Source organism: Streptomyces sp. NPDC002790, from assembly GCF_040295505.1.
Lineage (GTDB): Bacteria > Actinomycetota > Actinomycetes > Streptomycetales > Streptomycetaceae > Streptomyces.
Window position 1 is genome coordinate 54744 of the sequence record NZ_JBEOVM010000006.1, and the last position, 24298, is coordinate 79041.

19 protein-coding genes are annotated in these 24298 nt (G+C 71.9%); 7 read left to right on the forward strand and 12 right to left on the reverse strand.

Annotated elements, in window-relative coordinates:
- Window positions 1-80: 80 nt before the first annotated feature.
- The 5 genes from ABT004_RS05665 to ABT004_RS05685 form a co-directional block, all read right to left on the reverse strand.
- On the reverse strand, window positions 81-2213 hold the full coding sequence (locus ABT004_RS05665; RefSeq protein ID WP_351331577.1) for a 3-hydroxyacyl-CoA dehydrogenase NAD-binding domain-containing protein: 2133 nt from the start codon (window positions 2211-2213) through the stop codon (window positions 81-83).
- Window positions 2210-3436, reverse strand: coding sequence for a thiolase family protein (locus ABT004_RS05670; RefSeq protein ID WP_351331578.1), 1227 nt, complete (start codon window positions 3434-3436; stop codon window positions 2210-2212). The genes ABT004_RS05665 and ABT004_RS05670 overlap by 4 nt, the downstream gene beginning before the upstream one ends.
- 284 nt (window positions 3437-3720) lie before the next feature.
- Window positions 3721-5028, reverse strand: coding sequence for an HRDC domain-containing protein (locus ABT004_RS05675; RefSeq protein WP_351331579.1), 1308 nt, complete (start codon window positions 5026-5028; stop codon window positions 3721-3723).
- A gap of 122 nt (window positions 5029-5150) precedes the next feature.
- On the reverse strand, window positions 5151-5813 hold the full coding sequence (locus ABT004_RS05680) for a LuxR C-terminal-related transcriptional regulator (protein WP_351331580.1): 663 nt from the start codon (window positions 5811-5813) through the stop codon (window positions 5151-5153).
- A gap of 307 nt (window positions 5814-6120) precedes the next feature.
- Window positions 6121-6744 (reverse strand): DUF3000 domain-containing protein, encoded by a 624-nt coding sequence (locus ABT004_RS05685; protein WP_351331581.1) that lies wholly within the window; start codon window positions 6742-6744, stop codon window positions 6121-6123.
- A 213-nt stretch (window positions 6745-6957) separates the two neighbouring features.
- Between ABT004_RS05685 and hemE the strand changes: the two genes are divergently transcribed.
- The 5 genes from hemE (at window position 6958) to ABT004_RS05710 (ending at window position 13195) form a co-directional block, all read left to right on the forward strand.
- Window positions 6958-8046: a uroporphyrinogen decarboxylase gene (gene hemE / locus ABT004_RS05690; protein WP_351331582.1), complete on the forward strand. Its 1089-nt coding sequence runs from the start codon at window positions 6958-6960 to the stop codon at window positions 8044-8046.
- Window positions 8047-8181: 135 nt separating this feature from the next.
- The gene (locus ABT004_RS05695) at window positions 8182-9561 is read left to right on the forward strand and encodes an MFS transporter (protein WP_351331583.1); all 1380 of its coding nucleotides are present in this window, start codon (window positions 8182-8184) and stop codon (window positions 9559-9561) included.
- Window positions 9558-10751, forward strand: a complete 1194-nt coding sequence (locus tag ABT004_RS05700) for a CaiB/BaiF CoA transferase family protein (RefSeq protein ID WP_351331584.1) — start codon at window positions 9558-9560, stop codon at window positions 10749-10751. Before ABT004_RS05695 ends, ABT004_RS05700 begins: the two co-directional genes overlap by 4 nt.
- Before the next feature lie 236 nt (window positions 10752-10987).
- The gene (locus tag ABT004_RS05705) at window positions 10988-12205 is read left to right on the forward strand and encodes an acyl-CoA dehydrogenase family protein (protein ID WP_351331585.1); all 1218 of its coding nucleotides are present in this window, start codon (window positions 10988-10990) and stop codon (window positions 12203-12205) included.
- A gap of 18 nt (window positions 12206-12223) precedes the next feature.
- The gene (locus ABT004_RS05710) at window positions 12224-13195 is read left to right on the forward strand and encodes a LysR family transcriptional regulator (RefSeq protein WP_351331586.1); all 972 of its coding nucleotides are present in this window, start codon (window positions 12224-12226) and stop codon (window positions 13193-13195) included.
- 20 nt (window positions 13196-13215) lie between these two features.
- On the opposite strand, the gene ABT004_RS05715 is transcribed toward ABT004_RS05710, so the two are convergent.
- Both ABT004_RS05715 and ABT004_RS05720 read right to left on the reverse strand, forming a co-directional pair.
- The gene (locus tag ABT004_RS05715; protein WP_351331587.1) at window positions 13216-14601 is read right to left on the reverse strand and encodes an FAD-dependent oxidoreductase; all 1386 of its coding nucleotides are present in this window, start codon (window positions 14599-14601) and stop codon (window positions 13216-13218) included.
- A 55-nt stretch (window positions 14602-14656) separates the two neighbouring features.
- Window positions 14657-15583 (reverse strand): DUF4349 domain-containing protein, encoded by a 927-nt coding sequence (locus ABT004_RS05720; RefSeq protein WP_351331588.1) that lies wholly within the window; start codon window positions 15581-15583, stop codon window positions 14657-14659.
- 181 nt (window positions 15584-15764) lie between these two features.
- On the opposite strand from ABT004_RS05720, the gene hemG reads away from it, so the two are divergent.
- Window positions 15765-17258: a protoporphyrinogen oxidase gene (gene hemG, locus ABT004_RS05725; protein WP_351331589.1), complete on the forward strand. Its 1494-nt coding sequence runs from the start codon at window positions 15765-15767 to the stop codon at window positions 17256-17258.
- Between the two features lie 4 nt (window positions 17259-17262).
- The gene (gene hemQ / locus ABT004_RS05730; protein WP_351331590.1) at window positions 17263-18006 is read left to right on the forward strand and encodes a hydrogen peroxide-dependent heme synthase; all 744 of its coding nucleotides are present in this window, start codon (window positions 17263-17265) and stop codon (window positions 18004-18006) included.
- Window positions 18007-18083: 77 nt separating this feature from the next.
- On the opposite strand, the gene ABT004_RS05735 is transcribed toward hemQ, so the two are convergent.
- The 5 genes from ABT004_RS05735 to ABT004_RS05755 form a co-directional block, all read right to left on the reverse strand.
- The gene (locus ABT004_RS05735; protein WP_351331591.1) at window positions 18084-19706 is read right to left on the reverse strand and encodes an alpha/beta hydrolase; all 1623 of its coding nucleotides are present in this window, start codon (window positions 19704-19706) and stop codon (window positions 18084-18086) included.
- Between the two features lie 186 nt (window positions 19707-19892).
- A complete protein-coding gene (locus ABT004_RS05740) occupies window positions 19893-20666 on the reverse strand; it encodes a TIGR04222 domain-containing membrane protein (protein ID WP_351331593.1) in 774 nt (257 codons plus the stop codon).
- A 62-nt stretch (window positions 20667-20728) separates the two neighbouring features.
- A complete protein-coding gene (locus tag ABT004_RS05745; RefSeq protein WP_351331595.1) occupies window positions 20729-21577 on the reverse strand; it encodes a DUF4142 domain-containing protein in 849 nt (282 codons plus the stop codon).
- Between the two features lie 217 nt (window positions 21578-21794).
- Window positions 21795-23102 (reverse strand): multinuclear nonheme iron-dependent oxidase, encoded by a 1308-nt coding sequence (locus ABT004_RS05750; RefSeq protein ID WP_351331596.1) that lies wholly within the window; start codon window positions 23100-23102, stop codon window positions 21795-21797.
- 246 nt (window positions 23103-23348) lie between these two features.
- Window positions 23349-24074, reverse strand: coding sequence for a peptidyl-tRNA hydrolase (locus ABT004_RS05755; protein ID WP_351331598.1), 726 nt, complete (start codon window positions 24072-24074; stop codon window positions 23349-23351).
- Between the last annotated feature and the right edge of the window lie 224 nt (window positions 24075-24298).

A 24298-nucleotide genomic window follows, 5' to 3' on the forward strand; every position in this document is an offset into this window, starting at 1 on the left:
GCTACCTACGAAATGTTCGTAGATAGCCGTCACAGTCACAGCAACAGCCGCATCAGCAGCCCACCGTCACGCGGCACGCGTCACGCGGGGACCGAAGCCACCCCCGCCTCCAGGAACTTCTTCCCGGTGACCCGCTCGGAGACGCCCGCCCGGTCCAGGTACGGAGTGATCCCGCCCAGGTGGAAGGGCCAACCGGCGCCCGTGATCAGGCAGAGGTCGATGTCCTGGGCCTCGGCGACGACGTTCTCGTCGAGCATCAGGCCGATCTCCTGCGCCACCGCGTCGAGGACGCGGTCGCGGGTCTGCTCCTCGGAGAGGACCACGTCGCCCTGGTTCAGCAGAGCCGCGACCTCCGGGTCCAGCTCCGGCTTGCCGGAGTCGTAGACGTAGAAGCCGCGCTTGCCGGCCTTGACGACGGCCGCGAGGTTCGGGGACACCGTGAAGCGCTCCGGGAAGGCGCGGTTCAGGGTCTCCGAGACGTGCAGGCCGATGGCCGGGCCGACCAGCTCCAGGAGGACCAGCGGGGACATCGGGAGGCCGAGGGGCTCGACGGCCTTCTCCGCGACCGCGACCGGCGTGCCCTCGTCGATGACGTTCTGGATCTCGCCCATGAAGCGGGTCAGGATGCGGTTGACCACGAACGCCGGGGCGTCCTTGACCAGGACCGCGGTCTTCTTCAGCTTCTTGGCCACACCGAACGCCGTCGCCAGCGCCGCGTCGTCCGTCTGCTCGCCGCGGACGATCTCCAGGAGCGGGAGGATCGCGACCGGGTTGAAGAAGTGGAAGCCGACCACGCGCTCGGGGTGCTTCAGCTTGGCGGCCATCTCCGACACCGAGAGGGACGAGGTGTTCGTCGCCAGGATCGCGTGCGCGGGGGCCACGGCCTCCACCTCCGCGAAGACCTGCTGCTTGACGCCGATCTCCTCGAAGACGGCCTCGATGATGAAGTCGGCGTCCGCGAAGCCCTCGGCCTTGTCGAGCACACCGGAGACGAGGGCCTTCAGGCGGTTCGCCTTGTCCTGGTTGATGCGGCCCTTGCCGAGCAGCTTCTCGATCTCGGCGTGGACGTAGCCCACACCCTTGTCGACGCGCTCCTGGTCGATGTCCGTGAGGACGACCGGGACCTCGAGGCGGCGCAGGAACAGCAGGGCGAGCTGCGAGGCCATCAGGCCCGCGCCCACCACGCCGACCTTTGTGACCGGGCGCGCCAGGTTCTTGTCCGGGGCGCCCGCCGGGCGCTTCGCGCGCTTCTGGACGAGGTTGAACGCGTAGATGCCCGCGCGCAGTTCGCCGCCCATGATCAGGTCCGCGAGGGCCTGGTCCTCGGCGTCGAAGCCGGCCTGAAGGTCACCGGACTTGGCGTTCGCGATGATGTCGAGCGCGCGGTACGCGGCCGGGGCAGCGCCGTGCACCTTGCTGTCGGCGATGAACTTGCCGCGCGCCACGGCCTGGTCCCAGGCCTCGCCGCGGTCGACGTCCGGGCGCTCGACCTTGACGTCGCCCTTGAGGACCTGAGCGGTCCAGAGGAGGGACTGCTCAAGGAAGTCGGCGCCCTCGAACAGGGCGTCGGCGATGCCCAGCTCGTAGACCTGCGCGCCCTTGAGCTGCTTGTTCTGGTTGAGGCTGTTCTCGATGATGACCGAGACGGCCTTGTCCGCGCCGATCAGGTTCGGCAGCAGCGCACAGCCGCCCCAGCCGGGAACCAGGCCGAGGAAGACCTCGGGGAGCGAGAAGGCCGGGAGGGCCTGAGACACGGTCCTGTACGAGCAGTGGAGACCGACCTCCACGCCGCCGCCCATCGCCGCACCGTTGTAGTACGCGAAGGTGGGGACCGCGAGGGAGGAGAGGCGCTTGAAGACCTCGTGGCCGCCCTTGCCGATGGCCAGCGCGTCGTCGTGCTTCTTCAGCAGCTCGACGCCCTTGAGGTCGGCGCCGACCGCGAAGATGAACGGCTTGCCGGTGACGCCGGCGCCGACGATGTCGCCCTCGGCGGCCTCCTTCTCGACCTGGTCGATCGCCGTGTTCAGGTTGGCGAGCGACGCGGGGCCGAAGGTGGTCGGCTTGGTGTGGTCCAGGCCGTTGTCCAGCGTGATGAGGGCGAACTTGCCCGCGCCGTACGGGAGATCGAGGTGGCGTACGTGCGCCGACGTGACGACCTCGTCCTCGAAGAGGGCGGATGCGCCCTTCAGGAGCTCAGCGGTGGTGGTGCTCACTTGTCGCCTCCGGCGTCCTTGTGGTGCGGGTTCTCCCAGATGACCGTGGCGCCCATGCCGAAGCCGACGCACATGGTCGTGAGGCCGTAGCGGACCTCCGGCTGCTCCTCGAACTGGCGGGCCAGCTGCGTCATCAGACGGACGCCGGAGGAGGCGAGCGGGTGGCCGTACGCGATGGCGCCGCCGTACTGGTTGACGCGCGCGTCGTCGTCGGCGATGCCGTAGTGGTCGAGGAAGGCGAGGACCTGGATGGCGAAGGCCTCGTTGATCTCGAAGAGGTTGATGTCCTCGATCGACAGGCCGGCCTTCGCGAGCGCCTTCTCCGTGGCCGGGATCGGGCCGTAGCCCATGACCTCCGGCTCCACGCCCACGAAGGCGTAGGAGACGAGGCGCATCTTGACCGGGAGGTCGTTCTCGCGGGCGAAGTCCTCGCTCGCGATGATGGAGGCCGTCGCACCGTCGTTGAGACCGGCGGCGTTTCCAGCGGTCACGCGGCCGTGCGTGCGGAACGGGGTCTTGAGGCCCGCGAGGCTCTCCAGGGTCGTACCCGGGCGCATCGGCTCGTCGGCCGTGACGAGGCCCCAGCCGGTCTCGCCGACCTCGGTGTTGGTGTTGCGCACGGAGATGGGCACCAGATCCTGCTGGATCTTGCCGTTCGCGTACGCCTTCGCCGCCTTCTCCTGCGAGCGCACGGCGTACTCGTCGGCGCGCTGCTTGGTGATGTGCGGGTAGCGGTCGTGCAGGTTCTCCGCCGTCATGCCCATGAAGAGGGCCGACTCGTCGACCAGCTTCTCCGATACGAAGCGGGGGTTCGGGTCCACGCCCTCGCCCATGGGGTGGCGGCCCATGTGCTCGACGCCGCCCGCGATGACGGCGTCGTACGCGCCGAACGCGATGGATCCGGCCGTCGACGTGACGGCGGTCAGGGCGCCCGCGCACATGCGGTCGATCGAGTAGCCGGGCACCGACTGCGGCAGGCCCGCGAGGATGCCCGCGGTGCGGCCGATGGTCAGGCCCTGGTCACCGATCTGCGTGGTCGCGGCGACGGCGACCTCGTCGATCCGCGCGGGGTCCAGGTTCGGGTTGCGGCGCAGCAGCTCCCGGATGGACTTGACGACCAGGTCGTCGGCGCGGGTCTCGTGGTAGATGCCCTTCGGGCCCGCCTTGCCGAACGGGGTGCGGACGCCGTCGACGAAGACGACGTCCCTGACGGTACGAGGCACGATGGCTCTCCTCCAGGTGCGGGAATGCGCTGCGAATACCGCCATGCTACTTGCGAGTAACCAAGTCTTGAAGCCCCCCTGGCCGGAGCGGCGAACGTCACATGTGCGGAGCCCCCACCCCGCCCCTTCCCGAAAGTCCTGCCGGACGGGCCTGCTCAATCGCCGCAGGGGCTTGATAGACCAAGCCCCGCCGGCGATTGAGGCGCGGGGTCCGGGGCGGAGCCCCGTGGCCGGGCAGCACGACGCCCCCCGACCAATGAGGCCGAGGGGCGTGAAGAGGTGGGTCAGGCGGATGCCGCGAGTGCGGCGAGGAGGACAGGCGTGACCTGTTCCACCTGCCACCGCCGCGCCCCGTGCGAGGCCAACGCCTCCGCGACGGACTCCGCGTCGACGACCGCCGGAGGCTCCCAGCACACCCGGCGCACCGTGTCCGGCGTGATCAGGTTCTCCTGCGGCATCGAGAGCGTCTCGGCCAGCGCCGAGACCGCCGCCCGCGCCGCCGAGAGGCGGGCCGCCGCGGCGGGGTCCTTGTCGGCCCAGGCGCGCGGCGGGGGCGGCCCCGTCGTGGCCTGGCCCGGCTGCGGCAGCTCGGCGTCCGGCAGGGCCCGCGCCCGGTCGACCGCCGCCTGCCACTGCTCCAGCTGGCGCCGGCCCATGCGGTGGCCGAAGCCGGGCAGGGCGGACAGCGCGTGCACATTGGGCGGCAGCGCGAGCGCGGCCTCGACGATCGCCGAGTCACCGAGCACCTTGCCCGGCGAGACGTCCCGCCGCTGCGCGACGTCGTCGCGCGCCGTCCACAGCTCGCGGACGACCGCCATCTGACGCCTGCGCCGCACTTTGTGCATCCCGGACGTGCGCCGCCACGGGTCCTTGCGCGGCGGTGCGGGTGGGGCGGAGGCGATGGCGTCGAACTCTTCGTGGGCCCACTCCAGCTTGCCCTGCCGGTCGAGCTCCTTCTCCAGCGCGTCGCGCAGGTCGACGAGGAGTTCGACGTCGAGGGCGGCGTAGCGCAGCCAGGGGTCGGGCAGCGGGCGCGTCGACCAGTCGACGGCGGAGTGGCCCTTCTCCAGTACGTAGCCGAGCACGTTCTCGACCATCGCGCCGAGGCCCACCCGCGGGAAACCGGCGAGCCGGCCGGCCAGCTCCGTATCGAAGAGCCGTGTGGGCCGCATGCCTATGTCGCGCAGGCACGGCAGGTCCTGGGTGGCGGCGTGCAGGTCCCACTCGGCGTCGGCGATGGCGTCGCCGAGCGAGGAGAGGTCGGGGCAGCCGACCGGGTCGATGAGCGCGGTGCCCGCGCCCTCCCGGCGCAGCTGCACCAGATAGGCGCGCTGCCCGTAGCGGTAGCCGGAGGCGCGCTCGGCGTCGACGGCGACGGGGCCCGTGCCGGCGGCGAAGGCCGCGACGACATCGGCGAGCGAGGCTTCGTCGGCGATCACCGGCGGAATACCCTCGCGGGGTTCGAGGAGGGGGGTCGGCGCACCGTTGACTGAACCAACAGATCCTTCAGCAGAAGATCCGCCGTCGTCCAGAGGGGCGCCTCCGGTGGTGCGCAGTGAACTGTCTGCTGCGGTTTCTTGGGCGTCGGTCACCTGTCAAGAGTATCTGTGAACGCACGGCGCCCGTCGACGGAACGTTACGTCGACGGGCGCCGTGCCGAAGTAAACCGGATGAATCCGGCCACTGGGCGATCAGTGGGTCGGGGAAACGGTGATCAGTGGATGATGCCGGTGCGCAGCGCGACCGCCACCATGCCCGCCCGGTCACCCGTACCGAGCTTGCGCGCGATGCGGGCGAGGTGGCTCTTCACGGTCAGGGCGGACAGGCCCATGGAGACGCCGATGGCCTTGTTCGACTGGCCCTCGGCGACGAGCCGGAGCACCTCCACTTCGCGGCCGGACAGTTCGCGGTAGCCGCCCGGGTGGCTCGGGGCACCCGGGGGGCGACGGTGCATACGCGCGGCCGCGGCGCCGATCGGGGCGGCGCCCGGCCGGGTGGGCATGCCGATGTTGGTACGGGTACCGGTGACGACGTAGCCCTTGACGCCGCCCGCGAGGGCGTTGCGCACGGCACCGATGTCGTCGGCGGCGGAGAGGGCGAGCCCGTTGGGCCAGCCCGCGGCTCGGGTTTCGGAGAGGAGCGTCAGGCCGGATCCATCGGGGAGGTGGACGTCGGCGACGCAGATGTCGCGGGGGTTGCCGATGCGGGGACGAGCCTCCGCGACGGACGAGGCCTCGATCACGTCACGAACACCGAGCGCCCACAGGTGGCGGGTCACGGTGGAACGGACGCGGGGGTCGGCCACGACCACCATCGCGGTCGGCTTGTTCGGGCGGTAGGCGACCAGGCTTGAGGGCTGCTCGAGGAGAACGGACACCAGGCCTCCTGGGGTGCGGGACGGAGCCGGCTCGGGGATGAAGCCGGGAGGAACCGTGCTTTCAAGGTCACTGGGTCCTTCGGCACCAAACCCCGGGGCCTTTAGAGAATGATCACGATTTGGTGAGTAACAATGCGAGCAATTCGGACACGTTAGCGATCATTCGAAAGGGTGCCGAATAGTCGCGAGTCGCATCCAATCGAACCAAATCGGACCGACCGGGGCCATTCCGAAAGGACCCGAAACATGAGAAAGCCGCGTCGGAGCTGCTCCGACGCGGCCGAAAAAGACCCCTGCGATTCGGTGGTCAGGAAGGACGCGGCCCCCGCCGCTGCGGCAGCGTCACCACCGCGCCGTCCGGACCCTGTGGCGCGGACGCCACCGGCGGCAGGCCCGCGATCTGGCACAGCACCTCGCACCACGCCGCGAGATGCGCCGATGTGTCCGGTACGCCACCGAGGCCCTCGCGCGGCGTCCACGACGCCCGGATCTCGATCTGCGAGGCGGGCGCCCGGTCGCCGAGCCCCCCGAAGTAGTGCGAACTCGCGCGGGTGACCGTGCCCGAAGGCTCCCCGTAGGAGAGGCCGCGGGCCTCCAGCGCGCCCGTCAGCCAGGACCACGAGACGTCCGGGAGCAGCGGGTCGGCCGCCATCTCCGATTCGAGTTCGGCCCGGACCAGGGTCACGAGCCGGAACGTGCCGTTCCAGGCGTCGTGCCCCGCCGGGTCGTGCAGCAGGACGAGCCGCCCGTCGGCCAGATCCTCGTCACCGTCGACGACCGCGGCCTCGAGCGCGTACGAGAACGGGGCCAGGCGCTGCGGCGGCCGCGTCGGGTCGATCTCGATCTCCGGGCGGAGCCGCGCGGACCGCAGGGCGTCGACCGCCGTGCGGAAGGCGGGCGGGGTGGGGTCGTGCTCCTGTGCAGCGTTCATGTCCCGAGCGTTCTGCCCCTCCCGCACCGATTCACTCTTCCCGCCTGTGTCGTCGTGGTCGTCGCGCCCGTCGTCCGACCGTTGTCCCTGAGCCGAAGCCATGCCGGGAAGGTTAAGGGGAGCGAGGCCCTCCCGTGGGGAGGGACACCCGTCTCGGAGCCCCTTCCCCATGTCCTTCACAGGCGGCGCGGCGGGCGTGCGAAACTTTCGGGTGTGAGTGCCAATACCGAGGCCACGGGCCAACAGCCGTCAGCGACGTACGAACCCACGAAGGCGACGCGGGATTCAGCCTTCCTCAAGGCGTGCAGGCGCGAGCCCGTGCCGCACACGCCGGTGTGGTTCATGCGCCAGGCCGGCCGCTCGCTGCCCGAGTACCACAAGGTGCGCGAGGGCATCGCGATGCTGGACTCCTGCATGCGGCCCGACCTGGTCGCCGAGATCACGATGCAGCCGGTGCGCCGGCACGACGTCGACGCGGCGATCTACTTCAGCGACATCGTCGTGCCGCTCAAGGCCATCGGCATCGACCTCGACATCAAGCCCGGTGTCGGCCCGGTCATCGCCAACCCGATCCGCTCGCGCGCCGACCTGGCCCAGCTGCGGGACCTCACCCCCGAGGACGTCTGGTACGTCACCGAGGCGATGGGACTGCTCACCGCCGAGCTCGGCGAGAAGCCGCTGATCGGCTTCGCGGGCGCCCCGTTCACGCTCGCCAGCTACCTCGTGGAGGGCGGCCCGTCCCGCAACCACGAGCACACCAAGGCGCTCATGTACGGCGACCCGCAGCTCTGGGCCGACCTGCTCGACCGCCTCGCCGAGATCACCTCCGCGTTCCTGAAGGTGCAGATCGAGGCCGGCGCCAGCGCCGTCCAGCTCTTCGACTCGTGGGTGGGCGCCCTGGCCCCCGCCGACTACCGGCGCTCCGTGATGCCGGCGTCGGCCAAGGTCTTCGAGTCCGTCGCCTCCTACGGCGTGCCGCGCATCCACTTCGGCGTCGGCACCGGTGAGCTGCTCGGCCTCATGGGCCAGGCCGGCGCGGACGTCGTCGGCGTCGACTGGCGTGTCCCGCTCGACGAGGCAGCGCGCCGCGTCGGCCCCGGCAAGACGCTCCAGGGCAACTTCGACCCGGCCATCCTGTTCTCCACTCCCGAGGCCATCGAGACCAAGGCCGACGAGGTCCTCGACGCCGCCGCGGGCCTTGAGGGCCACATCTTCAACCTCGGCCACGGCGTCCCCCCGAACACCGACCCGGACGCGCTGACCCGGCTCGTGGAGTACGTCCACACGCAGACGGCCAAGTAGCTCGCGCCGCCGCCGGGCTCCCTTCGGAATCCCCGAAGGGGCCCTGCGGAAATCGGCCATTGTTCGCGCCCGCCACCTCCGATTGCCTGTGCGGTGCGCCACCCCATCCGGTGGTGCGGGACCGTGGAGGTGGACGTGACCGCGCATGCAGCGTCGCAGGCGGCGGCCGGGGCCGGGACGGCGAAGTCGCCCGGAATCCGTCGAGGTGTGTCGTCGGCGGACTGGTGGATCATCGGCCTGTTGCTGGCCTTCTTCACCCTCAACTTCGCCGACAAGGCGGCCATCGGGCTCGCCGCGCCCGACCTGGAGAAGGACCTCGGGCTCACCGCCGCCCAGTACGGCCTGATGTCGAGCGCCTTCTTCTGGCTGTTCGCGGCGGGCGCGGTCGTCCTCGCGCTGTTCTTCCGGCGGATCGGCTGGCGCTGGTCCGCGGCCGGGCTGATGATCGCGTGGGTGGCGAGCATGGCGCCGCTGACGGTGCCCACCACGGTGGGCGTGGTGATCGCGTCGCGGATGGTACTCGGGTTCTTCGAGGGGCCGGCGCACGCCCTGTGCCAGTCCGTCGTCGCGGACCGTTTCCCGTCGGAGCGGAGGGCGTTCGCGGGAGCGGTCGTCAACGCGGGTTCCTCCGTGGGGCCGTTGGTCGCCACGCCGCTACTCACGTGGGTCATCGTCACGTGGACGTGGCATGCGGCGTTCGTGGTGCTAGTTGTGAGCGGTGCCGTGTGGGCCGTGCTGTGGCTGGTCGTGACGCGGAGGGAGTCGGGGATGGGGCCGCGGGGCTCTGCCCCGGACCCCGCGCCTCAAACGCCGGCGGGGCTTGGCGATGGTGACATCGACGTACCGTTGATCTCGCTCCTGCGTACCGGCAGCTTCTGGGGTCTCGCCCTGCTCTCCTTCGCCGGGTACCTCATTTCCTCGCTCAAGGTGTCCTGGCTGCCGTCGTTCCTGCACGACGGGATGGGCTACTCGCGCGGCACCGTCGGGCTTCTCGCCACCCTCCCGTACGGGCTCGCGATCGTCGTGCTGCTCACCGCCGGGCTGATCTCGGGGCGGATGCTGAAGGCCGGGCGCTCGGCGCGGGCCGCGCGCGGGTTCCTGACCATGGGCTACCTGTGCTTCGCGGGCGTCGCCATGATCGCCTTCACGCAGGTGCCGCCGGGCGGGCTCCAACTGGCGCTCGTGGTCGCCGCGTTCTCCATCAACAGCGTGGCGTTCTCCGTCGCCTTCGCGGGCGCCGCCGACTTCCTGCCCCGCAGGCACCGGCCCGGCTTCTTCGGCTGCATCATCGCCGCGTACAGCGTCGCGGGGATCGTCGCGCCGTGGCTGCTCGGCGTCATCGTGGATGCCGCGGACACGGTCTCGCAGGGGTACGCGGACGGGTTCCTGGTCGTCGGCATCACCATCTGCGTCTTCGCCGTCGCGGGCGGGCTGCTGCTGGACCCGGCGCGCTCGCGCGAGGCGCTGCTCGCCGAGACGGCGCGCCGCAGGGCCCTGGCGGGTGAGGCCCGATGAGCCGCCCACTGGACGGACTGCGCGTACTCGACTTCGGGCAGTACATCGCCGCTCCCGGCGCCGGGCAGAACCTCGCCGACCTCGGCGCCGACGTCATCAAGGTGGAACCCCTCGCGGGCGACCAGGCGCGCGGTATCGGCCCCTTCGGCACCGCGATGGTCCGCGCCAACAACCGCGGCAAGCGCAGCATCGCCGTCGACCTGCGCGCGCCCGCGGGCGAGGCCGTGGTCCGCGAGCTGCTCGGCACCGCGGACGTGCTGCTGCACAACTTCCGGCACGGTGTCAGCGAGCGGCTCGGCCTCGGCCCGGACGCCCTGCTTGCCCGCCACCCCCGCCTCGTCTACGGCTTCGTCACCGGGTTCGGTACGCGGGGGCCCTCGGCGTACCGAGTCGGCCTCGACATCGCGGCGCAGGCCGAGTTCGCCGTCATGGACCTCACCGGGGAGGCGGACGGGGATCCGCAGCGGGTGGGCTTCGCGGTGGCGGACGTGCTGGCGGCGCAGGCCCTTACGTCGGGGGTCCTCGCCGCGCTGCTCCAGCGGGCGGGCACCGGCCGGGGCGACGTCGTGGAGACCTCGCTCATGGAGGCCGTCGTGCACGCGCAGGCGTCCACCTGGGCCGAGCACGAGCTGAGCGGCAGCGTGCCGACGCGGCGCGGCAACGGGCAGGCGCTGGCGGCGCCCGCCGCGGACCTCGTACGGACCCGGGACGGCGGGGCGCTGGTCCTCTCCGCGTACACACGGGAGAAGTTCGCGGCGCTGTGCGAGGTGATCGGGCGGCCGGAGCTGGCCGGTGACCCGCGGTTCGCGTCCAACCCCGCGCGGGTCGAGCACCGGCCGGAACTCCTCGGTCTGCTGCACGACACCCTCGGCCGGCTCGACCGGGACGAGGCCCTGGAGCGGTTGCGAGGCGCGGGCATCGTGTGCGGGGCCGTGCGGCGCTTCGACGAGCTCGCCGACGACCCTGACGTACGGGCCTCCGGGCTGATCGCGGACTGCGGCGCCGGGCACACGGCGCCGACCACCGCGTTCTCGGTGGGCGGGCGACGTCCCGGGAGCACGCCGCCGGCGCCGGGCGTCGGTGAGCACACGGGGCGCATCCTCGCGGAACTCGGGCGCAGCGAGCGGGAGATCGGGGCGCTGGTCGACGGCGGGGTCGTCGTGGCGGCGGACCTCGCGGTGCGGCCGTGAGGTCCGCCGGGGCCTGGCCCCTCGTCATCGTGGCGCGGCACCCGGGCGCCGCCTTGCCCACCCTGCCGCCCAAGGCGGCAACTCAAGCCCCTGCGGCGATCGAGCAGGTCTTTCCAGCCCCGCCGGCGTTTGAGGCGCGGGGTCCGGGGCGGAGCCCCGTGGCGTGGGCGCGGACCCGCCGCCGCATTCCGTCCCGCACAACAGCCCTTACGCACCACCCCACAGGAGGAACCCACATGATCGACCCCGACGTGTTCGCCCTCGGATTCGAGGACTACCTCGCCCGCGTGGCCGCCCTCACCGACGACGTCCTCATCCCCGCCGAACAGGAGATGGTGGAGGCCGGGGCCGTCCCCGAGCACGTACTGGAAGCGCTCGCCCGGAACGGACTGTTCGGTGTGTCGATACCGCGGCGGCTCGGCGGGCTCGACTGGTCCATGAGCCAACAGGTGCGGCTGACCATGGAGTTCACCCGCGCGTCGTGCGTGTACCGCTCCCGGTTCTCCACCGTCATCGGACTGTGCTCGCAGGCGATCCTCGACCACGGCACCGACGCGCAGCGCGAGGGCATGCTGCCGAAGATGGCGGCGGGGGAGCACGTCACGGCGTTCGCGCTGACCGAGCCGGGCGCCGGCTCGGACGCCGGGTCGCTGAGCACCACCGCGCGCCGGTCCGACGGCGGCTGGGTCATCGACGGGCACAAGCGGTACATCACCAACGCCCACTGGGCGGACGAGCTCGTGGTGTTCGCCCGTACCGGAGAGCCCGGCGAGGGAGCCGCGGGCGTCTCCGCGTTCCTCGTGCCGCGCGACACCGAAGGCGTCACGACCCGGCTGCCCACCCGCATGAACGGGCACGCCGAGGCGCCGGTCGCCGAGATCGACCTCGTCGGGGTGCGGGTCGCCGACTCCGCGCTGCTCGGCGGCGAACTCGGCGCCGGGTTCAAGGCCGCACTGCGCGGCATCAACCACGCCCGGCTGCACGTCGCCGCCACCTGCGTGGGGCAGGCCACCCGGATGCTGGAGGAGACCTCCCGGCACCTGTCGGGACGGGAGCAGTTCGGGGCGCCGCTCGCCGAACTCGGCGCCGTACAGGCCGACCTCGGCCGCTGCTTCGCCGACCTGGAGGCCGCCCGTGCCCTCACCCTGGACGCCGCCCGCGCCTTCGACTCCGGCACGGTGCCGCGCCACCGCATCGCCGCCGCCAAGCTGTTCGCCTCCGAGATGGCGAGCCGCGTCGCGGACCGCTGTGTCCAGCTCCTCGGCGGCGAGGGCATCGTCGGCGACCACCCCGTACCGCGGATGTGGCGCGACGTCCGGGCGCTGCGGATCTACGAGGGGTCGTCCCCGGTCCACGAGCGCAACCTCGGCAGGGCCGTGACCAGGCAGGTCGGCGTGGACGGGACGCTTCCGGACACTTACCGTGTGACCCGCGGAGCAGCCGTGGAGGTGTAGCACTTCAAAGGAGACCCGGTGGAGCTGAGGCAGCTGGAGCAGTTTCTGGCCGTGGTGGACCACGGCGGTCTCGGGCGCGCCGCCGAACGCCTGTACCTGTCGCAGCCCACCGTCTCCGGATCCATCAGGGCCCTGGAGCGCGAGCTGAAGGTCGAGCTGTTCCACCGCACCGCGCGCCGCCTCGTGCCGACCTCCGCGGGCCTGCAGCTGGTGCCGCTGGCCCGGCGGGTGCTCGACGACGTGGTCGCCGTCCAGGACGCGATGCGCGGTGCACGCGAGGTCGGCGGCGGGGTGCTCACGGTGATGTGCACGCCCGACATGTCCGGGGAGGCGGTGGCGTCCTGGGCCGGTGGGTTCACGCGCGCGTACCCGGCGGTCCGGCTCGACATCAGCGAGGTCGGCTCCCGGCACGAACTCGTGGCGGCGGTCGCCGACGGGCGGGCCGAACTGGGCTTCACGCTCGCCCCCGACGAACTCCGCGGCGATCTCGACTTCATCGAACTGGGGGTGCAGCGGCTGCTGTTGGTACGCCCACCGGGGCACGGCGGGCCGGGAGCGGGCGCGCGGCGCGTCCCCCTCGCCGCCATCGGTGACCTGCCGCTCGCCCGCCGCCAGGTGACCCGCAACGAGGAGGACGCCGTGCAGGCGGCGCTGGCCGCGCACGGCGTCGACCCGACGACCGGTGCGACCGTGCCCAGCAGGAACGCGCAGCTGACGTTCGTGCTCCGGTCCGGGTTCCAGGCGTTCCTGCCGCTGCGGATGTGCGCGGCGGCGCTCGACGCCGGGGCCGAGGTCGTCGAGACCGACCCGCTCATCGAGTCGCCGTTCGGCGTCGTGCACCGGGCCGGTGAACTCGCCCCCGCCGCGCAGCAGTTCGTGGCCGATGTCCGCGACGCGCTGCGGAACTGGTTCGACGCCATCGCGGCGGGGAGCGAGTCCGGGCTCGGCCTCGTGGACGCGGTCGCCGCGGCGCGGGAGGCGGCGCTCTGATCCGACGGTCAGAGCCGGTGTCAGCCGGCCCGGACCGCCGCCACGGCCTTGCGTGCTGCCACGAGTACCGGGTCCCACACCGGTGAGAACGGTGGGGCGTAGCCCAGGTCGAGGGCCGTCATCTGCTCCACCGTCATGCCCGCGGTCAGCGCGACCGCCGCCACGTCGACCCGCTTCGCCGCGCCCTCGCGGCCCACGATCTGCACGCCGAGCAGCCGGCCCGTGCGCCGCTCGGCCAGCATCTTCACCGTCATCAGCGCCGCGCCGGGGTAGTAACCCGCCCTGCTCGTCGACTCGATGGTGACGGTCACGTACTGCAGGCCCGCGCGGCGTGCGTCCTTCTCACGCAGGCCCGTGCGGGCGATCTCCAGGTCGCACACCTTGCTGACGGCCGTGCCGACGACACCGGGGAACGTCGCGTAGTCCCCGCCGACGTTGGCGCCGATGATCTGGCCGTGCTTGTTGGCGTGGGTGCCGAGCGCGATGTGGCGTTCGCTGCCCGACACCAGGTCCAGGACCTCCACGCAGTCGCCGCCCGCCCAGATGTCCTCGTGGCCGCGCACCCGCATCGACCGGTCCGTGAGCAGCCCGCCGGACGCCCCGAGCGGCAGCCCGGCGTCCCGCGCGAGGGTCGTCTCCGGGCGCACGCCGATCCCCAACACGACCACGTCCGCCGGGTATTCGGCGTCGTCCGTGACCACCGCGCGGGCCCGTCCGCCGTCCCCGGTGAGGATCTTCGTCACCTCGGCGTCGTCGACCATGGTGATGCCCATGCCGCTCATCGCCTCGTGCACGAGCCGGCCCATGTCCGCGTCGAGCGTCGACATCGGTTCGGCGCCGCGGTTCACCATCGTCACCTCGTACCCGCGGTGGATCAGCGCCTCCGCCATCTCCACGCCGATGTACCCGGCGCCCACGACCACGGCGTGCCTGCCCTTCGCCGCCCGCAGCGTGTCGAGCAGTGCCTGGCCGTCGTCGAGCGTCTGCACGCCGTGCACGCCCGGCGCGTCGATGCCGGGCAGGTCGGGGCGGACCGGCCGGGCACCGGTGGCGATCACGAGCTTGTCGTACGAGGTCCAGGACTCGGCCCCGCCGTCGAGTTCACGGGAACGTACGCGGCGGCCCGGCACGTCGATCTCCATGACCTCAGTGCGGGTGCGGAGGTCGATGTGGCGCTCCCGGTGCTCCTCGGGGGACCGGGCGATCAGCTCGTCCCGGTCGGCGACCTGGCCGCCCACCCAGTAGGGGATGCCGCATGCCGAGTACGACGTGAAGTGGCCGCGTTCGAAGGCCACGATCTCCAGGTCGTCCGGGCCTTTGAGGCGGCGGGCCTGGGAGGCGGCGGACATGCCGGTGGCGTCGCCGCCGATGATGACGAGGCGCTCGCGCGCGGTGTCGGTGGTCATCTGTTTACGCTAACCCGGGGTTGACGTCGCGGGGCGCTGCCCCGGATCCCGCGCCTCAATCGCCGGCGGGGCTTGATTTGGCGGATGGTTGATTGCGGGAGCGGATGAATCGCGCGATCAGGAACGCCACCAACGCCAGTAGCGTCGCGAACGGCAGTACCGCCGCTACAGCTATTCCGATCCACTTCAGCGTCGTGGTGAAGGAGTTCCAGCCGGCCGACAGGGCGTCGAGGAAGCCCGGGTCGGTGTCTGCCGGAGGTGGGGGCGTCTCGGTCAGGCGGAGGGTGATGGTTGCGAGGGAGGTGCGGTCCTTGAGGGAGTCCTGTTGGGCGAGGAGTGCCTCCAACTCCGACTGGCGCGTGCCCAGTTCGCCCTCCAAGGTCACCACGTCGCTCAACTTCTCGGCCCGGTCCATGAGTTCCCGTACGCGTGCCACGCTCGCCCGCTGCGACTTGATCCGGCTGTCGACGTCCACGACCTGATCCGTGACGTCCTTCGCGGTCCGGTTCTGCTCCAACAGGCGCCCGCTGCCCGCGAGTTGGCCGAGCACGTCCTCGTACGACTCCTGTGGTACGCGCAGCGTCACGCGGGAGCGTTCGTGGCCGTGGCCGTCCCGGTCGGTCGTCTCGTCGCCGACCATGCCGCCCGCGTCCTCGGCGGCGGTGCGGGCCTTGTCGAGCGCGTCCGGGACGTCCTTGACGCGCACGGAGAGGTGCGCGGTGCGGATGACGTGGACGCCGGTGAGCTTCGGCGGCTTCTTGGCCTGGTGACCGGCGGAGCCGGACCTGCCGCCGCCCGCGCCGAGGTCGCTCTGGGAAGCCCCCTTGTCGTCGCCGTCGGCGGCGCTCTTGCTCCCAGAGTCGCCACCCCCGCCCGAACAGCCGGTCAGCGCGAGCGCCACCGCGAACAGCGCCGCGACGAGCAGCGTCAGCGGGCGTCGTGGCCCGGTGCGTGTCTTCGTACGGGAACGGGAAAGGTGCATGGACGTAACCCCCGAGGGATGTGGACGTGACGGTCGTCGGACGTCCCTTCGACGCGCGGGCGGCCCGAACGGTGGTTGCCGAGCGGTCCCGAACCGGTCACGGTCGGGACACGTCGAACGCGTGCCCGGCGCGCGCCCGGCACGCGTCAATCCGGGGCTGACGTTCTGACAAAGTGGGGGCATGCGTGAAGCGGACACTGTGACGAAGACGGGTCGGGGCAGGCGGGGCAGGAACGTCCTCGTCATCGGCGGCGGAATTGCCGGCCTCGCGGCCGCCCACCGACTGCTCGCCGGGAGCGAACGGGGCGGGCCGGTGCACGTGACCGTCCTGGAGGCCGACGAACGGCTCGGCGGCAAGCTGCGCACGGGCGAGATCGCCGGCGCGCGCGTCGACCTCGGTGCCGAGTCGATGCTGGCCCGCCGCCCCGAAGCGGTCGGCCTCGCCCGCGAGGTGGGCCTCGGAGACCGGCTTCAGCCACCGTCCACGGCCACCGCCTCCATCTGGACCCGCGGCGCCCTGCGCCCCATGCCCAAGGGCCACGTCATGGGCGTGCCCGGCACCGCCGAGGCGCTTGAGGGCGTCCTCTCCGACGAGGGCCTGCGCCGCATCCGCCGCGACGACCACCTGCCGCCCACCCACCTCGGCGAGGACACGGCCGTCGGCAGGTACGTCGCCGCGCGCCTGGGCCGCGAGGTCGTCGACCGGCTCGTCGAACCGCTGCTCGGCGGCGTCTACGCGGGCGACGCCGACCTGATCTCGATGCGCAGCGCGGTGCCGCAGCTGTTCGAGGAGGCGGGGCGTCATGTGTCGCTGACGGAAGCGGTCCGCGCCATCCAGGAGCGGGCGGCGGCCAACCAGCAGACCGGCCCCGTGTTCATGGGCATCGACGGCGGCATCGGTACGTTGCCCGGCGCGGTGGCCGACGCCGTGCGCGCCAAGGGCGGCGAGATCCTGCTCGGCGAGCGCGCCACCTCGCTCACCACGCGCGACGCGATCTGGCGGCTCGGCACCGAGTCGGGGCGTGTCTTCGAGGCCGACCAGGTGATCGTCGCGCTGCCGGCCCGCGCCGCCGCGAGCCTCCTGCGCACGGCGTCCCCGATGGCCTCGCAGGAGCTGCGCCGCATCGAGTACGCCTCCATGGCGCTGATCACGATGGCGTTCCGCAAGTCGGAGGCGGACCTCCCCGAGGGCAGCGGCTTCCTCGTCCCGCCGGTCGACGGCCACACGATCAAGGCCGCCACCTTCGCCTCCCGCAAGTGGGGCTGGATCGCCGAGCAGAACCCGGACCTGATGGTGGTCCGCACCTCGGTCGGCCGCTACGGCGACGAGAAGGACCTCGCCCGCGACGACAACGACCTCATCGACCTGTCGCGCCAGGACCTGCGCGAGGCGACCGGCATGGGCGCCGCCCCGGTCGCCGCGCACGTCACACGCTGGAAGGACGGGCTGCCCCAGTACCCCGTCGGGCACGCCGCCCGCGTCGAGCGGATCCGCGAGCACATCGCCGCCGTGCCCGGCCTCGCCGTGTGCGGAGCCGCGTACGACGGCGTCGGCATCCCGGCGTGCATCGCCGGCGCGTACGCCGCCGTGGACATGCTCGGCGGCGACTCCGCCGCGCTCGACGAGCTGAAGGCCGACCCGGTGCAGAGCATGCACGGCGGAGCAGGAGAATGAGGACATGAGCGACGACGCCCCCACCAACGAGACCACCACCGACGCCGCGCGCGTACCGAACAAGGGCAAGCTGGCGAAGGACCTCAACGAGGTCATCCGCTACACCCTCTGGTCCGTCTTCAAGCTGAAGGACGTGCTGCCGGAGGACCGTTCCGGGTACGCGGACGAGGTCCAGGAGCTGTTCGACCAGCTCGCCGCGAAGGACGTGACGATCCGCGGCACGTACGACGTGTCGGGCCTGCGCGCCGACGCCGACCTCATGATCTGGTGGCACGCGGAGACGGCCGACCAGCTGCAGGAGGCGTACAACCTGTTCCGCCGCACCAAGCTCGGGCGCGCGCTCGAGCCGGTGTGGTCGAACATGGCGCTGCACCGCCCCGCCGAGTTCAACCGCTCGCACATCCCGGCGTTCCTCGCCGACGAGAACGCGCGCGACTACATCTCGGTGTACCCGTTCGTGCGCTCCTACGACTGGTACCTGCTGCCGGACGACGAGCGCCGCAAGATGCTCGCCGACCACGGGAAGATGGCGCGTGGCTACCCGGACGTGCGGGCCAACACGGTCGCGTCCTTCTCGCTCGGCGACTACGAGTGGATTCTGGCGTTCGAGGCGGATGAGCTGCATCGGATCGTGGACCTGATGCGTCTGCTCCGCGCGTCCGAGGCACGTCGTCACGTCCGCGAGGAGGTCCCGTTCTTCACGGGGCGCCGTAAGAGCGTTGCCGACCTGGTGGCTGGGCTCGCCTAATCAAGCCCCGCCGTCGGACGAGAGCCAGCGGGGTCCGGGGCAGAGCCCCGCGGCCCCGCCCCCGGGAGCCGTCGGCCTCAATCGCCGGCCGGGCTTGATTTGCCCAGCGGCTTCGGCTCCTTGTGCGGGGCGCACGACGCTGCGCCGGTCTCCGGCAGCTCTCCGTCCAGGAGATACGCGTCCAGGCGCCCGTTGACGCACTTGTTGGGGCCCGCCCCGATCCCGTGCGTGCCCGCATCGCGTTCGGTCACCAGGGACGAACCGGCCAGACGGCGGTTGAGTTCCTGCGCGCCCTTGTACGGCGTCGCCGCATCGCGTTCGGCCGCGAGGACGAGGGTCGGCGGGAGTTCGCCCGGTGAGGTGCGTACGTCGAGTGGCTGTTGCCGGGGCGTGGACCAGTAGGCGCACGGCAGGTTCATCCACGCGTTGTCCCACGTCTCGAACGGGGCGCGCTTCGCGAGGGCCGTGTTGTCGCGGTCCCAGGTGCGGAAGTCCGTCGGCCAGGACGCGTCGTTGCACTGGACGGCCGTGTAGACGGCGTTGCCGTTCTCGTCCTCCTTGGCGGACGCCTTGATGGGCGCGGCCTGGTCGACGAGCGGCTTCGGGTCGCCCTTCACGTAGGCGGAGAGCGCGTAGGCCCGCAGCGGCCAGTAGTCGTCGTAGTACCCGGTCTGAAGGAACGCGGACTGCAACTGTGCGGGCCCGACCTTGCCCCCGGCCGGCTTTCGGGACACTTCCGCGCGCACCTTCCCGTACGCGGCGCGCACCTTCTCGGCTGTGTTGCCCAGGTGGTACGTCTTGTCGTGGCGGGCGACCCACGCCCTGAAGTCGGCCCAGCGGCGCTCGAAGGCGGCCGACTGTTCGAGGTTGTTGGCGTACCAGATGCCCTTCGGGGACGGGTCGACCGCCGAGTCGAAGACCATCCGCCGCACATGCGAGGGGAACAGCTCCGCGTACACGGCCCCCATGTACGTCCCGTACGAGGCGCCCATGAACGTCAGCTTCTTCTCGCCGAGCGCGGCCCGTAGCACGTCCAGGTCGCGGGCGTTGTTGAGCGTCGTGAAGTGCTCGATGTCCGGGTTCCGCTCGGCGCACCCGCGCGCGTACGCCTTCGCCTGCGCGACGCGCTTCTTCTTGTACGCGGCCGAGGGGTGGATCGGCGACTGCGTCGGCCCCTGGACGTGCTTCTTCGGGTCCTCGCAGGACAGCGGCGCCGACCGGCCGACGCCCCGCGGGGCGTAGCCGACCAGGTCGTACGCGGCGCCGATGCGTCGCCACTCCGGCTGCGTTCCGGCCATCGGGAAGTACATGCCGTTGCCGCCGGGGCCGCCGGGGTTGAAGACGAGCGAGCCCTGCCGGGCGACCTTCTTCGCCTTGTCCTTCTGGCCCTTCTCCTTGCCGGTGTCTTTTCCGGTCGCCTTCGCGCGGCTGACGGTCAGCTTGATCTGCTCGCCCATCGGGTGCGCGTAGTCGAGCGGAACGGTAACGGTGCCGCACCGGATCGGCTTCGGCAGCTCCTCCGCCTTGGCGCAGGCGCCCCAGTGGATCCCCGCGTCCGCGGCGCGCAGCGCGGCGATCGTGCTGCCGGCCGTCTCGGCGGCGGGCGGAGGCGTGGGCACGGCGGCGCCCGCGGGGGCGGTGACCAGGGCCGAGAGGATCAAGGATCCCGCGGTGGCGCAGAGGACGGGGGCTGCTCGCATCGCTTGGACGTATCCCTTCGTCGGGACCCGCGAACCCGTGCGGTGGGGCGATTCGCGAGGCCGTGCGGCTCGCGCGCACAAAAGGGATCCTTGGGGCGGCAGTTGACGAAGTAAAGGACCAGGTCGTGGGTGTCGGAACCATGACCCTGATGCGTGGTAACTGCCGTCATCGCCGTGCGGGGCGGCTCACTCGGTGGTATGCCGACGCGTTCCGGTCAGCGCCGCCCGCAGTTGCGGGTCGTCGACCGCCCGTACCCCGCGCACCGCGACGGCGAGCAGACTCCCGGCACCCAGCGGGCGGCCCGCGAGGAGCCGCTGCCCGGTCGGCGAGGCCCAGCGCGTGTACGGGTGGATCTCGATGCGGGCGAGTGTCAGACAGCTCAGCGTGAGCAGCAGCGGAAGCCCGAACCACAGGGCCACCGGTCCTCCTTGCTGCGCGCTCTCGCCCGGCAACAGGACCGCGAGCGCGCCGAGCAGCAGCACGGCGGCCGCCGCCTGCCGCACCTGCCGTACGGCTCCCGCGAGGCTCGTGCGCTCCCGGTCCGGCACCGCGAGCCCGGCCGCGACCAGCCGCTCGGCGAGCACCCGCACCGCGTCGCCGGCCGCGGCGGCCGTTCGCAGCGGCGCGATCCGCGCCTGTCCCTCGGGCCCGATCGCGCGGAGCACCGAACGCTCCATCGGGTCCTCGCCGACCGGGTCGACGACGGTCGCCCAGCCGGTGTGCGCGAGCAGCAGGCGCCGGCTGCGGGCCATCGCCACGAGCGTCACCTCGGCGACCCGGTCGGGGCCGCCGGACAGGAAGGCGGTCTCGTACAGGGAGAGCTCGTGCCCCGGGTACGCACCGCCCGGGACGCGGTCCGCGCGTTCGCTCTCGGCGGCGCGCACGGCCGCGAGACACAGCCGCCCACAGGAGACTCCCGCGACGGCACAGGCGACGAGGAGGAACAGGACCCACAACATGCGCAGTTTCTACGACAGTTGCGCGGCTGCCGCCATGCCCCGTTCACGATGTGGACGGCCTGTTATCGCGTTGTGACGCTGGGCTTTGGTTTCGGTTTCGGGTTCGGCGGTTTTTTGGTGTCCTTCTTGTCGTCCTTCTTGGTGTCGTCCTTCTTGCGCGTCTCGGGCGCCGGCTTCGGGCGGGACACGGCGGGCGGCAGGGAGAAGGAGGGAGTGGGCGACGGTGAGACCGGGGTCGCCGAGCCCGGTACGGAGGTGGGACCCGGTGGGGCGGGGGAGCGGGTGGCGGGCGGCGGGCTCGCGGTGGCGCCGTCGCGGGCGAGCGCGTCGAAGTCGACGAGGCCGGTGGCCTCCAGCACCTTGATGTGGTCGAGGACGGTGGTGTTGGCGTCGTCCGCGAGTTGCCGCACGAGCGCGTTGCGGGTCGAGGCGCGTACCTGGGCGACCAGTGAGAAGACCTGGCCGTGGGCGCGGCGGAGGATGTTGGCGAATTTCCGCTCGTAGTCCTCATCTCGTGCGGCGGTCAACTCCCTTAGCCAGCCCTGCTGTTGCGCGTTCGGCTGGCTGGGCAGCTCCAGGTTCAGCCGGGCCGCGACCTCGCGCACCCGGGCGTCCAGGAAGGTGTGCCCTTCTACGAGGTGTTCGCCCGCCGTCTCGACCGCCTTACTGGGGGCCCGTTCCTCGGCCTGCTGGCCGGCGGGCAGCTCCCACAGGCCGGCGAGTCGCACCTTGGTGATGAAGAGGCGGTCGGCGGCGGACAGCGGCCCGAATCTGGTGGACACGGCCTGGGCGTTGAGCTCGGCGAGGCCGGTGCCGGAGCGGTCCGCGTACGACCAGAGGGGGAAGAGGAGTGCGGCGAGTGTTGCCGCGAGGCCTGTGACGATGAGGGCGGTGCCGTTGAAGAGTCGCATGGTGCCTCCAGGTGCGGCACGCTAGCCTCCGGCTCGGGGGTGGGGTGGGCATCGGGCCGGAGTACGTCTCCTGCGGTACGTAGGTGGGCCCCCTTGGTCTGCACCGGGGTTGCGGCCGCGGGGCTCTGCCCCGGACCCCGCTGCTCAATCGCCGCAGGGGCTTGAGTGGCTCAGCCGTGCCGCAGGGGCTTGAGTGGCTCAGGCGTGGCGCGAGGGCTTAGATGGCTCGCCTTAGTGCGAATGTTGCTGTTTTTAGGGCGCGGGTTATTGGGCGGCCCGTTAGGGGCCTCGGGCCGGAGCGGTTGAGCCACCAGTGGGTCAACTCGCGGCGTGGGGCCGGGGACTGGATGCGTTGCGTGAGGAGGAGCTTCTCGGCGAAGTCGAGGGCGTCGCGGCGGTAGCCGGTTGTCATGGGGTGGCTTCGCGCGTAGGCCAGGAAGAGTGAGCGGTACGTGGATTCGCCCAGGATTTGGGGGAGTTCGGGGGCCACCTTCGCGACGATGTCGGCCCGCTTGGCCGCGAGTGCGCGGCTCTGTACGGCGAGCCGTGTGCGGTCGAAGCCCTCCGGGGCGGGGGTGTCGGCCACGAGTGCGGAGAGCAACGCGGCCTGCCCGAGGGCGAGTCGCTGGCGTGTGGCGTCGTCGACGGGTGGGGCGGCGGGTGCGGGTGGCCGGTGGTCCGGGGCTTGCGTGCGGGGGCCGGATCCGGCCGTGACCGTCCGACGGATGACCTCAACCTCGCGCTCCAACTCCCCAAGATCTTCGGGGAAGTTCTCGTCGCGTTCGAGCAGGACTCCCGGCGGGGTCACCCGCGAGGCCAGTTCGGCCAGGACGTCGAGGACCGCCTCCGGCACCGGATGGGCGTGGCTGTCGTGCCAGACGCCGTCCCGCTCGAAGCCGCCCGCGACGTGCACGTACGCGATGGCCTCCACCGGCAGCTCGGCCAACGCCTTCGCCGGGTCCTCGCCGCGGTTGACGTGATTGGTGTGGAGGTTCGCCACGTCGATGAGGAGGCGGACGCCGGTACGGTCCACCAGCTCGTACAGGAACTGGCCCTCCGTCAGTTCCTCGCCGGGCCAGCCGAACAGGGCCGCGATGTTCTCCACCGCGAGTGGCACCGGCAGCGTGTCCTGGGCGATCCGCACGTTCTCGCACAGCACGTCGAGCGCGTCGCGGGTGCGCGGCACCGGCAGCAGGTGCCCCGCCTCCAGCGGCTGGGAGGCGGTGCGCTCGCCACCGGCTCGTACGAACGCGATGTGCTCGCTCACCAGCGGCGAACCAAGCGCCTCCGCGCACGCGGCGAGGTCGGCGAGCCGCCCCTCGTCGGGCCTGTCGGCTCCGCCGAGACCGAGGGCGACGCCGTGCGGGACGACGGTGACGCCGCGCTCGCGCAGCCGCCGCAGGGAGTCCGGCAGATGCCCCGGACAGAGATTCTCGGCGACGGCCTCGACCCAGTCGATGCCCGGCATGGCCTCCACCGTCTCCGCGATCTCCGGCCGCCAGCCGATCCCCGTACCCAGCTCCATGGAACTCCCCCTCCTCCGCACGGCTTCCTGGATTCCTGACCGCGACGGCGCGGCTCGAACCCCTGAACGGGGACGTTCAGAGCAACATTTGAGGTTTCACCCACCGCCCCCCCGGGCGGCGCGCCGAACGCCAAGGGGCCCAGGGGAACCGACCCGTCCTCTCACGGAGTGGGGTAGCCTTCCGAGTGGCCCCGGCCGTCCGTCATCCCCCGTGCGGACGGGCGGGGTCTTCTCCGTTCCCGGGGCTCAGAGGTGGGCGAGACCGGACAGGAAGTCGCCGGTCAGAGGTCCCTCGGACACGACGGTGTCGCTGGGCGGGATCTCCGTGAACCCGGCATCCCGTACGACGGGCAGCCCGCTCGTGGTCAGCGCCGGCCAGCGCTCCGGGTCGGCGGTCCGCACCGACAGCGGGAAGCCCGCCTCGTGCCACTCCTTGCGCTCCGCGTCGGACAGCTCCCACCAGGCGAGCTGGGCCCCGTGACCGGCCTGCGCCATGGTCTTGCCCGCGGTCATGCCGAGGTCGGGGTTGAGCCAGAGGACCGGGGCCGAGGAGGCGGGGGCGGGCGGCGCCTCCGGGTCGTCGAGGTCCGTGCCGGAGACCTGGAGGCGGGCCAGGTCCTTGGGCCAGCCGTCGAGGGGGACCGGAGGGAAGACGCGCACCTCGGCGGAGCCGGTGGTGACCGTGATCCCGTCGAGGGCCTCCGCGCGCCGCCACTCCGCGCCCCGCGCCCGCCGCACCACCTTGCGGATCCGGGCGTCCTGCCAGTCGTGCATCGCCTGCGCCCACGGGCCGTCGCCGACCGAGCGCTCGTCCGAGAGGATCACCAACACGGCGCGCGCGGCGGCTTCCAGGGCGTCCGTCCGCGTCGGCGGCGCGGCGCGTTCGATGCGGACGACGAGTGGCAGCACGAACTCGCGTGCGCTGGGCTCGGGGTGGGTGGGGGTGTCGGTACGGGCGGCGTCGCTGGTCACGGGTCCAGTCTGCCAGGCGGTCGGCCGCTCCCGACGTCACGGGGCTCCGCCCCGGACCCCGCTGGCTCTCGTCCGACGGCGGGGCTTGAAAGGCCTGCTCAATCGCCGCAGGGGCTGAAAGATCGGGGCTCCGCCCCGGACCCCGCTGCTCAAACGCCGCAGGGGCTTGAATGGCTCAGCCGCCGCCGGGGCTTGAATGGGTCAGTCGCCGCACGGGCTGGTGG

Coding starts and splice junctions, on each gene's coding strand:
- ABT004_RS05700 (WP_351331584.1), top strand. CDS start 9,558: ATGAGCCGCCCACTGGACGGACTGCGCGTACTCGACTTCGGGCAGTAC.
- ABT004_RS05715 (WP_351331587.1), bottom strand. CDS start 14,601: ATGACCACCGACACCGCGCGCGAGCGCCTCGTCATCATCGGCGGCGAC.
- ABT004_RS05745 (WP_351331595.1), bottom strand. CDS start 21,577: ATGCGACTCTTCAACGGCACCGCCCTCATCGTCACAGGCCTCGCGGCA.
- ABT004_RS05685 (WP_351331581.1), bottom strand. CDS start 6,744: ATGAACGCTGCACAGGAGCACGACCCCACCCCGCCCGCCTTCCGCACG.
- hemG (WP_351331589.1), top strand. CDS start 15,765: ATGCGTGAAGCGGACACTGTGACGAAGACGGGTCGGGGCAGGCGGGGC.
- ABT004_RS05705 (WP_351331585.1), top strand. CDS start 10,988: ATGATCGACCCCGACGTGTTCGCCCTCGGATTCGAGGACTACCTCGCC.
- ABT004_RS05735 (WP_351331591.1), bottom strand. CDS start 19,706: ATGCGAGCAGCCCCCGTCCTCTGCGCCACCGCGGGATCCTTGATCCTC.
- ABT004_RS05720 (WP_351331588.1), bottom strand. CDS start 15,583: ATGCACCTTTCCCGTTCCCGTACGAAGACACGCACCGGGCCACGACGC.
- ABT004_RS05740 (WP_351331593.1), bottom strand. CDS start 20,666: ATGTTGTGGGTCCTGTTCCTCCTCGTCGCCTGTGCCGTCGCGGGAGTC.
- hemQ (WP_351331590.1), top strand. CDS start 17,263: ATGAGCGACGACGCCCCCACCAACGAGACCACCACCGACGCCGCGCGC.
- ABT004_RS05750 (WP_351331596.1), bottom strand. CDS start 23,102: ATGGAGCTGGGTACGGGGATCGGCTGGCGGCCGGAGATCGCGGAGACG.